Genomic DNA, 10000 nt, shown 5'->3' with positions numbered 1-10000 from the left:
CGGCTCCCCGAGGCATTTCGGTGTTTGCCCCGTCCTTCATCGGCTCTTGGCGCCAAGGCATCCTCCGTGCGCCCTTCGTAGCTTAACCTAAGTTATCGCTTCGAAAGTACTGCATTTCAAACATGTCTTGACTCACTATTTCGCTATCCAGTTTTCAAGGAACACATTGAGGGTTTGATCCCCCAAAACTAAACGAGTTGTTGTCAGAGATTGACGCAAGTCTATTAGAAAAAATCTTAAATCCTTAGAAAGGAGGTGATCCAGCCGCACCTTCCGATACGGCTACCTTGTTACGACTTCACCCCAGTCATCGACCCCACCTTAGACGGCTGGCTCCTTACGGTTACCTCACCGGCTTCGGGTGTTGCCAACTCCCATGGTGTGACGGGCGGTGTGTACAAGGCCCGGGAACGAATTCACCGCGGCATGCTGATCCGCGATTACTAGCAATTCCAGCTTCATGCAGGCGAGTTGCAGCCTGCAATCCGAACTGTGAGCGGCTTTTTGGGATTGGCTCCGCCTCGCGGCATCGCAACCCTTTGTACCGCCCATTGTAGCACGTGTGTAGCCCAAGACATAAGGGGCATGATGATTTGACGTCATCCCCGCCTTCCTCCGGTTTGTCACCGGCAGTCAATTGTGAGTGCCCAACTAAATGATGGCAACACAATTTAGGGGTTGCGCTCGTTGCGGGACTTAACCCAACATCTCACGACACGAGCTGACGACAACCATGCACCACCTGTCACCGCTGCCCCGAAGGGAAGGTCTATCTCTAAACCGGTCAGCGGGATGTCAAGTCTTGGTAAGGTTCTTCGCGTTGCTTCGAATTAAACCACATGCTCCACTGCTTGTGCGGGCCCCCGTCAATTCCTTTGAGTTTCAGTCTTGCGACCGTACTCCCCAGGCGGAGTGCTTAATGCGTTAGCTTCGGCACTGAGGGTGGTACCCCCCAACACCTAGCACTCATCGTTTACGGCGTGGACTACCAGGGTATCTAATCCTGTTTGCTCCCCACGCTTTCGCGCCTCAGCGTCAGAAATCGGCCAGCAAGGCGCCTTCGCCACAGGTGTTCCTCCACATCTCTACGCATTTCACCGCTACACGTGGAATTCCCCTTGCCTCTCCGATCCTCAAGCCATCCCGTATCCAAGGCAATCCCAAGGTTGAGCCTTGGGCTTTCACCCCGGACGCAAATGGCCGCCTGCGCGCGCTTTACGCCCAGTGATTCCGGACAACGCTTGCCCCCTACGTATTACCGCGGCTGCTGGCACGTAGTTAGCCGGGGCTTCCTCCTCTGTTACCGTCAGGGTGTGAGCATTCTCTTCTCACACTTGTTCTTCACAGAAGACAGAATTTTACAACCCGAAGGCCTTCATCATTCACGCGGCGTTGCTCCATCAGGCTTGCGCCCATTGTGGAAGATTCCCTACTGCTGCCTCCCGTAGGAGTCTGGGCCGTGTCTCAGTCCCAGTGTGGCCGGTCACCCTCTCAGGTCGGCTACGCATCGTCGCCTTGGTGAGCCGTTACCTCACCAACTAGCTAATGCGCCGCGGGCCCATCCGACAGTGAAGCGAAAGCTTCTTTCTCTTCTCCTTCATGCGAAGGTGAAGCCTATCCGGTATTAGCACTCGTTTCCAAGCGTTATCCCGGTCTGTCGGGCAGGTTGCCCACGTGTTACTCACCCGTCCGCCGCTAACCTTTGGGAGCAAGCTCCCTCCAGTCCGCTCGACTTGCATGTATTAGGCACGCCGCCAGCGTTCGTCCTGAGCCAGGATCAAACTCTCAATAAAAGTTGAAAAAGTTTGTATCTCTGACTCGCGTCATCTCTCTGTAACACTCGTTTAGTTTTCAAGGATCAATCATGAAAGCGTTTTACCGCTTCAACGTTTCCTAGATTACCACACGGAATACTAGGACGTCAAGCCTAATTTTCATAGAATCTTAACATTTGTCGTGTCCGCTTCGTTGTCAGCGGCGACAAGAGTTATCTTACCATCCTGGCGCGAATCTCTCAATGGGATCGCTGGAACAAACCAAAACAAAACCTCGCCGCCTCGATCATCGCAGCTGCCAGACTCGCTCATTCTCTTTCTTTCGGCGGTTCAAAGTGGTTGATATACACGATGATCTTCGAATGCGGCATATACTCCAACCAGTAGCACCTGTGCTTCAAAAACGGTTCATCCAGCCGTACCTCTACGTTGCCAATCCGCCCATAATAGCTGTAGTTATAATCAGATTGCCTGACGACGACCTTGAGAATCTCCGGAAATCCCTCCACGTAATAGACCTGTCCTTTTAAACGCAAAGGAAGATCCCGCGCCAAATTCGCAACAAGGCACAATCCGACAACTCCCCACAGCAACGAGAACACCGCCAGCAGCTTATTCGCCCTCCAACATCCAGAAGACCTGCATACGACCACCCCCATCCTCACCTTCTTACCATGCCCAAAACGCAAAAAAGACCCGATCCGAAATGGATCAGGTCTTTCTCATTGCCTAGCGACGCCCTACTCTCCCAGGACCCTGCGGTCCAAGTACCATCGGCTCTGCAGAGCTTAACTTCTGTGTTCGGGATGGGAACAGGTGTGACCTCTGCGACATTATCACTAGATATGGTGGGCCCAAGAAGATTCGAACTTCCGACCTCACGATTATCAGTCGTGCGCTCTAGCCAACTGAGCTATGGGCCCGTGTTGCATGTTGAAAAGTGGCGGAGCTGACGGGATTCGAACCCGCGGTCTCCCGCGTGACAGGCGGGCATGTTAGGCCACTACACCACAGCTCCATTGTGGTTGCGGGGACAGGACTTGAACCTGCGACCTTCGGGTTATGAGCCCGACGAGCTGCCAACTGCTCCACCCCGCGACAATCATTAAGTTTTAAAATGGTGGAGGTTGACGGGATCGAACCGCCGACCCTCTGCTTGTAAGGCAGATGCTCTCCCAGCTGAGCTAAACCTCCAAATGGTGACTCGTACGGGATTCGAACCCGTGAATGCCGCCTTGAAAGGGCGGTGAGTTAAGCCGCTTCTCCAACGAGCCGTTTCTGGCTCCTCAAACAGGACTCGAACCTGTGACCATCCGATTAACAGTCGGGCGCTCTACCAACTGAGCTATTGAGGAACAATGGTGGAGATAAGCGGATTCGAACCGCTGACCCCCTGCTTGCAAGGCAGGTGCTCTACCAACTGAGCTATACCCCCAGGTGAAAATGGCGTGCCCAGAGAGATTCGAACTCCCGGCCTTTTGATTCGTAGTCAAACGCTCTATCCAGCTGAGCTATGGGCACATATTTTTTTGTAAAACAGTGGTGAGCCATGAAGGACTTGAACCTTCGACCCACTGATTAAAAGTCAGTTGCTCTACCAACTGAGCTAATGGCTCACATGGTGGAGAGAGAAGGATTCGAACCTTCGAAGCTTTCGCAACGGATTTACAGTCCGCCCCATTTGGCCACTTTGGTATCTCTCCATTTGACTTGCATCAGGTGTTTCTCGTTTCGTTCACCGCGTGTCTCTCGCGGCGACAGGACTTATAATATCATGGACAGCCGCTCGGCACAATCACTTTTTTAAAACAAAATTGGACAAACAGCCTGCTCACCACATCTCAACACCTTCGCAAACGGCAAAACTCCATTTTCCTCACCGATCCGCACATCAGAGCTGCTGCCCCAGCAGCCCTGTCCTCTTATCGATACTGCTTACTCATCCGCCTCTTCTTTCGGCAGTAAAATGCGCGCCGGTACCCCGACTGCAGTCGCCCCATCCGGCACATCCTGCAGCACAACTGCGTTCGCCCCGATCTTCGCATGGTTGCCGATCTTCACCGGACCGAGGATCTTTGCACCTGCCCCGATAAAGACGTGATCGCCAAGCACAGGCGCTCCCTGATGCCCGTTACGAACGCCCAGCGTGACCTGATGATAAAGCGTGCACTGGTCGCCTACAACGACTCCCGGCGCGATGATGACACCGTTCCCGCCGTGTACCAGTCCCAGCCCTTCCCCAATCCTTGCCATCGCCGGTATCTCAGCAGAGCCGATCATTCGCACGACGATGATATCCAAGATCCGATAGACCAGCCACAGCAGATGTCTGATCCCCGGCACTTTGACTCGATAATAGATCTGATTCCCCAAGCGATAGACCAACATCGTCAAAAATCCAAGCGGCCCTCGCTTTCTCAATTGCTCCTTCAATGTCATCTTACCCCAACCCCTCTGCAAAACTTTCAAAAGATAAGTTCAATCTGCCCCGAGATTTCTCCTTCCGAAACACAAAAAAGACTCGATCTGTTATAGATCGAGTCTTTCTCATTTGCCTAGCGACGTCCTACTCTCCCAGGACCCTGCGGTCCAAGTACCATTGGCTCTGTGGAGCTTAACTTCTGTGTTCGGGATGGGAACAGGTGTGACCTCCACGACATTGCCACTAGACGTACAGGATGTACAGTCGATCGGCGTTGCGACAGGACGTCGCGGTTTTTAGCCGATCTACCGCTTTGCGTGTTCCTCAAAAACTGGACAGCGATTATAGTGAGTGTTGGACTTACTTAGGATAAGCCCTCGACCGATTAGTACTGGTCAGCTGCACGCCTCACGGCGCTTCCACCTCCAGCCTATCAACCTTGTCTTCTACAAGGGGTCTTACCACGTTGACCGTGTGGGAAGTCTTATCTTGAGGTGGGCTTCGCGCTTAGATGCTTTCAGCGCTTATCCCTTCCCGACATAGCTACCCAGCGATGCGGTTGGCACCACAACTGGGACACCAGCGGTCGGTTCATCCCGGTCCTCTCGTACTAAGGACAACTCCTCTCAAACTTCCTGCGCCCACGGCAGATAGGGACCGAACTGTCTCACGACGTTCTGAACCCAGCTCGCGTACCGCTTTAATGGGCGAACAGCCCAACCCTTGGGACCGACTACAGCCCCAGGATGCGATGAGCCGACATCGAGGTGCCAAACCTCCCCGTCGATGTGGACTCTTGGGGGAGATAAGCCTGTTATCCCCAGGGTAGCTTTTATCCGTTGAGCGATGGCCCTTCCACTCGGAACCACCGGATCACTATGCCCGACTTTCGTCCCTGCTCGACTTGTAGGTCTCGCAGTCAAGCTCCCTTATGCCATTGCACTCGGAGCGCGATTTCCAACCGCGCTGAGGGAACCCTTGGGCGCCTCCGTTACCTTTTAGGAGGCGACCGCCCCAGTCAAACTGCCCGCCTGACACTGTCCCTACACCCGCTTCAGGGTGCCAGGTTAGAAGATCAATACCTCAAGGGTGGTATCCCAACGTCGACTCCACCGAGGCTTGTGCCCCGGTCTCACAGTCTCCCACCTATCCTGTACATGATGTACCAATCATCCATATCAAGCTGCAGTCAAGCTCCATGGGGTCTTTCCGTCTTGCCGTGGGTAACCTGCATCTTCACAGGTAATACAATTTCACCGGGTCTCTCGTTGAGACAGCGCCCAAGTCGTTACGCCATTCGTGCGGGTCAGAACTTACCTGACAAGGAATTTCGCTACCTTAGGACCGTTATAGTTACGGCCGCCGTTTACTGGGGCTTCGGTTCAAAGCTTCGCTTGCGCTAACCTTTCCCCTTAACCTTCCAGCACCGGGCAGGCGTCAGCCCCTATACGTCGTCTTTCGACTTAGCAGAGACCTGTGTTTTTGCTAAACAGTCGCTTGGGCCTTTTCACTGCGGCTCCCTCAGGCTTTAACACCCTACCGGAGCGCCCCTTCTCCCGAAGTTACGGGGCCATTTTGCCGAGTTCCTTAACGAGAGTTATCCCGCGCACCTTAGGATTCTCTCCTCGCCTACCTGTGTCGGTTTGCGGTACAGGCACCGGCTTCCTCGCTAGACGCTTTTCTTGGCAGTGTGAAATCAGGGACTTCGCTACTGTAATTTCGCTCGGCATCACAGCTCAGCCTTACAAGAGACGGATTTGCCTGTCTCTCAGCCTCACTGCTTACACGGCCATCCAACAGGCCGCTCACCCTATCCTCCTGCGTCACGCCATTGCTCAAACGGCAGCGCGGTGGTACTGGAATTTCCACCAGTTGTCCGTCGCCTACGCCTTTCGGCCTCGGCTTAGGTCCTGACTAACCCTGGGCGGACGAGCCTTCCCCAGGAAACCTTAGGCTTTCGGTGGACAAGATTCTCACTTGTCTTTTCGCTACTTATACCGGCATCCTCACTTCCCTGCAGTCCACCAGTCCTTCCGGTCTGACTTCAACCCGCAGGGAACGCTCCCCTACCACGTCTTTCGACATCCATAGCTTCGGCGTCTAGTTTGAGCCCCGTTACATTTTCCGCGCAGCGTCACTCGACCAGTGAGCTATTACGCACTCTTTAAATGGTGGCTGCTTCTAAGCCAACATCCTGGTTGTCTGTGCACCGCCACATCGTTTCCCACTTAACTAGAACTTGGGGGCCTTAGCTGATGGTCTGGGCTGTTTCCCTCTTGACCATGGATCTTAGCACTCATAGTCTGACTGCTAGAGATAAGTCGATGGCATTCGGAGTTTGACTGAGTTCGGTAACCCGGGGAGGGCCCCTAGCCCAATCAGTGCTCTACCTCCATGACTCTTACTCTAACGCTAGCCCTAAAGCTATTTCGGGGAGAACCAGCTATCTCCGAGTTCGATTGGAATTTCACCGCTACACCCAGCTCATCCCCGCACTTTTCAACGTGCGTGGGTTCGGACCTCCATTGCATTTTACTGCAACTTCATCCTGTCCAGGCGTAGATCACTCGGTTTCGGGTCTACGACCGCGAACTTTCGCCCTCTTCAGACGCGCTTTCGCTGCGGCTCCGGCTTCTCACCTTAACCTCGCCCGCGATCGTAACTCGCCGGTTCATTCTACAAAAGGCACGCCGTCAGGCATGAACGCCCTCCGACTGATTGTAGGCACACGGTTTCAGGTTCTTTTTCACTCCGCTCCCGCGGTGCTTTTCACCTTTCCCTCACGGTACTGGTTCACTATCGGTCGCCAAGTAGTATTTAGCCTTGGGAGGTGGTCCTCCCTGATTCCCACGGGATTTCTCGTGTCCCGCGGTACTTGGGGTATCGTCTCGGAGTCTGTTTGATTTTGAATACGGGACTTTCACCCTCTGCGGTCGATCGTTCCAGATCGTTCTTCTACCAAACAGATTTGTAACTCCATGTGAGACGCCCCGCAACCCCGCATGGCCGAAGCCACGCGGTTTGGGCTCTTCCCCGTTCGCTCGCCGCTACTAGGAGAATCACTATTGTTTTCTCTTCCTCAGGGTACTTAGATGTTTCAGTTCCCCTGGTCTACCTCTCAACACCTATGGATTCAGTGCTGAGTGACACCCCATTACGAGTGCCGGGTTGCCCCATTCGGATACCCCCGGATCAACGCCTGCTTACGGCTCCCCGAGGCATTTCGGTGTTTGCCCCGTCCTTCATCGGCTCTTGGCGCCAAGGCATCCTCCGTGCGCCCTTCGTAGCTTAACCTAAGTTAACGCTTCGAAAGTACTGCATTTCAAACATGTCTTGACTCACTATTTCGCTATCCAGTTTTCAAGGAACACATTGAGGGTTTGATCCCCCAAAACTAAACGAGTTGTTGTCAGAGATTGACGCAAGTCTTATAGAAAAATCTTAAATCCTTAGAAAGGAGGTGATCCAGCCGCACCTTCCGATACGGCTACCTTGTTACGACTTCACCCCAGTCATCGACCCCACCTTAGACGGCTGGCTCCTTGCGGTTACCTCACCGGCTTCGGGTGTTGCCAACTCCCATGGTGTGACGGGCGGTGTGTACAAGGCCCGGGAACGAATTCACCGCGGCATGCTGATCCGCGATTACTAGCAATTCCAGCTTCATGCAGGCGAGTTGCAGCCTGCAATCCGAACTGTGAGCGGCTTTTTGGGATTGGCTCCGCCTCACGGCATCGCAACCCTTTGTACCGCCCATTGTAGCACGTGTGTAGCCCAAGACATAAGGGGCATGATGATTTGACGTCATCCCCGCCTTCCTCCGGTTTGTCACCGGCAGTCAATTGTGAGTGCCCAACTGAATGATGGCAACACAATTTAGGGGTTGCGCTCGTTGCGGGACTTAACCCAACATCTCACGACACGAGCTGACGACAACCATGCACCACCTGTCACCGCTGCCCCGAAGGGAAGGTCTATCTCTAAACCGGTCAGCGGGATGTCAAGTCTTGGTAAGGTTCTTCGCGTTGCTTCGAATTAAACCACATGCTCCACTGCTTGTGCGGGCCCCCGTCAATTCCTTTGAGTTTCAGTCTTGCGACCGTACTCCCCAGGCGGAGTGCTTAATGCGTTAGCTTCGGCACTGAGGGTGGTACCCCCCAACACCTAGCACTCATCGTTTACGGCGTGGACTACCAGGGTATCTAATCCTGTTTGCTCCCCACGCTTTCGCGCCTCAGCGTCAGAAATCGGCCAGCAAGGCGCCTTCGCCACAGGTGTTCCTCCACATCTCTACGCATTTCACCGCTACACGTGGAATTCCCCTTGCCTCTCCGATCCTCAAGCCATCCCGTATCCAAGGCAATCCCAAGGTTGAGCCTTGGGCTTTCACCCCGGACGCAAATGGCCGCCTGCGCGCGCTTTACGCCCAGTGATTCCGGACAACGCTTGCCCCCTACGTATTACCGCGGCTGCTGGCACGTAGTTAGCCGGGGCTTCCTCCTCTGTTACCGTCAGGGTGTGAGCATTTTCTTCTCACACTTGTTCTTCACAGAAGACAGAATTTTACAACCCGAAGGCCTTCATCATTCACGCGGCGTTGCTCCATCAGGCTTGCGCCCATTGTGGAAGATTCCCTACTGCTGCCTCCCGTAGGAGTCTGGGCCGTGTCTCAGTCCCAGTGTGGCCGGTCACCCTCTCAGGTCGGCTACGCATCGTCGCCTTGGTGAGCCGTTACCTCACCAACTAGCTAATGCGCCGCGGGCCCATCCGACAGTGAAGCGAAAGCTTCTTTCTCTTCTCCCTCATGCGAAGGTGAAGCCTATCCGGTATTAGCACTCGTTTCCAAGCGTTATCCCGGTCTGTCGGGCAGGTTGCCCACGTGTTACTCACCCGTCCGCCGCTAACCTTTGAGAGCAAGCTCTCTCCAGTCCGCTCGACTTGCATGTATTAGGCACGCCGCCAGCGTTCGTCCTGAGCCAGGATCAAACTCTCAATAAAAGTTGAAAAAGTTTGTATCTCTGACTCGCGTCATCTCTCTGTAACACTCGTTTAGTTTTCAAGGATCAATCGCGTCGTCCGCATGTCTCTCGCGGCGACAAGAGTTATCTTATCATGGACAAGCTGCGGGTCACAACTCTACTTTTCATCATATTGGCAGATTGAAGAACAAATTTCAGCTACTCGCCAACTTAGCATGGATGACCTTCATTTCTTGTTATCATTCTTCTTTATCCTACCCAACATATAAAACAAAAGAGAATGCAAAAAGACCCGATCTTATACAGATCGAGTCTTTCTCATTTGCCAAGCGGCGTCCTACTCTCCCAGGACCCTGCGGTCCAAGTACCATCGGCTCTGTAGAGCTTAACTTCTGTGTTCGGAATGGGAACAGGTGTGACCTCTACGACATCACCACTTGACGTACAGGATGTACAGTCGGTCGGCGTTGCGACAGGACGTCGCAGTTCTTAGCCGATCTACCGCTTTGCGTGTTCCCTGAAAACTGGATGCGAATAATAGTGAGTGTGGACTTACTTAGGATAAGCCCTCGACCGATTAGTACTGGTCAGCTGCACGCCTCACGGCGCTTCCACCTCCAGCCTATCAACCTTGTCTTCTACAAGGGGTCTTACCACGTTGACCGTGTGGGAAGTCTTATCTTGAGGTGGGCTTCGCGCTTAGATGCTTTCAGCGCTTATCCCTTCCCGACATAGCTACCCAGCGATGCGGTTGGCACCACAACTGGGACACCAGCGGTCGGTTCATCCCGGTCCTCTCGTACTAAGGACAACTCCTCTCAAAC

Annotated in this window: 2 protein-coding genes, 10 tRNA genes and 8 rRNA genes (2 of these 20 only partly in view); all 20 read right to left on the bottom strand. The window is 53.8% G+C overall.

All coding sequences use genetic code 11. The features are described 5' to 3' along the window. A 23S ribosomal RNA gene (locus tag CBW65_RS08790) occupies positions 1–88 on the bottom strand; it reaches 2841 nt to the left of the window's first position. Positions 89–248: 160 nt separating this feature from the next. Continuing rightward, a 16S ribosomal RNA gene (locus CBW65_RS08785) occupies positions 249–1793 on the bottom strand. A gap of 290 nt (positions 1794–2083) precedes the next feature. Next, positions 2084–2434: a hypothetical protein gene (locus CBW65_RS08780; protein WP_087456498.1), complete on the bottom strand. Its 351-nt coding sequence runs from the start codon at positions 2432–2434 to the stop codon at positions 2084–2086. A 68-nt stretch (positions 2435–2502) separates the two neighbouring features. Continuing rightward, positions 2503–2619: ribosomal RNA gene (gene rrf, locus CBW65_RS08775) — 5S ribosomal RNA — on the bottom strand. A 2-nt stretch (positions 2620–2621) separates the two neighbouring features. Beyond that, a tRNA-Ile gene (locus tag CBW65_RS08770) sits at positions 2622–2698 on the bottom strand. A gap of 18 nt (positions 2699–2716) precedes the next feature. Continuing rightward, a tRNA-Asp gene (locus CBW65_RS08765) sits at positions 2717–2793 on the bottom strand. A gap of 4 nt (positions 2794–2797) precedes the next feature. Continuing rightward, positions 2798–2873, bottom strand: a tRNA-Met gene (locus tag CBW65_RS08760). Positions 2874–2893: 20 nt separating this feature from the next. Further along, positions 2894–2969: transfer RNA gene (locus CBW65_RS08755), tRNA-Val, on the bottom strand. Positions 2970–2972: 3 nt separating this feature from the next. Further along, a tRNA-Glu gene (locus tag CBW65_RS08750) sits at positions 2973–3049 on the bottom strand. Between the two features lie 5 nt (positions 3050–3054). Continuing rightward, a tRNA-Asn gene (locus CBW65_RS08745) sits at positions 3055–3130 on the bottom strand. Positions 3131–3134: 4 nt separating this feature from the next. Then, positions 3135–3210: transfer RNA gene (locus CBW65_RS08740), tRNA-Ala, on the bottom strand. Positions 3211–3219: 9 nt separating this feature from the next. After that, a tRNA-Arg gene (locus CBW65_RS08735) sits at positions 3220–3296 on the bottom strand. Between the two features lie 19 nt (positions 3297–3315). Then, positions 3316–3391 (bottom strand) — tRNA-Lys (locus CBW65_RS08730). Between the two features lie 3 nt (positions 3392–3394). Further along, positions 3395–3478 (bottom strand) — tRNA-Tyr (locus tag CBW65_RS08725). A gap of 232 nt (positions 3479–3710) precedes the next feature. Next, positions 3711–4214 carry a serine O-acetyltransferase gene (locus tag CBW65_RS08720; protein ID WP_087456497.1) on the bottom strand — a complete coding sequence of 168 codons (504 nt, stop codon included), beginning with the start codon at positions 4212–4214 and terminating at the stop codon, positions 3711–3713. A 114-nt stretch (positions 4215–4328) separates the two neighbouring features. Next, a 5S ribosomal RNA gene (gene rrf / locus CBW65_RS08715) occupies positions 4329–4445 on the bottom strand. Positions 4446–4562: 117 nt separating this feature from the next. Then, a 23S ribosomal RNA gene (locus CBW65_RS08710) occupies positions 4563–7491 on the bottom strand. Positions 7492–7650: 159 nt separating this feature from the next. Further along, positions 7651–9195 (bottom strand): 16S ribosomal RNA (locus CBW65_RS08705). Positions 9196–9500: 305 nt separating this feature from the next. After that, positions 9501–9617, bottom strand: a 5S ribosomal RNA gene (gene rrf / locus CBW65_RS08700). A 116-nt stretch (positions 9618–9733) separates the two neighbouring features. Further along, positions 9734–10000 (bottom strand): 23S ribosomal RNA (locus CBW65_RS08695); it runs 2662 nt beyond the window's last position. Together the 16S, 23S and 5S rRNA genes with 10 tRNA genes alongside form the textbook arrangement of a ribosomal RNA operon.

This window comes from Tumebacillus avium (assembly GCF_002162355.1).
Classification (GTDB): Bacteria; Bacillota; Bacilli; order Tumebacillales; family Tumebacillaceae; genus Tumebacillus_A; species Tumebacillus_A avium.
This window is presented reverse-complemented; position numbering and strand designations above follow the sequence as displayed.

What these genes read in the sequence shown, in the direction of transcription:
- CBW65_RS08780 (WP_087456498.1), bottom strand. Translation starts at nt 2,434, where the DNA reads ATGGGGGTGGTCGTATGCAGGTCTTCTGGATGTTGGAGGGCGAATAAG.
- CBW65_RS08720 (WP_087456497.1), bottom strand. Translation starts at nt 4,214, where the DNA reads ATGACATTGAAGGAGCAATTGAGAAAGCGAGGGCCGCTTGGATTTTTG.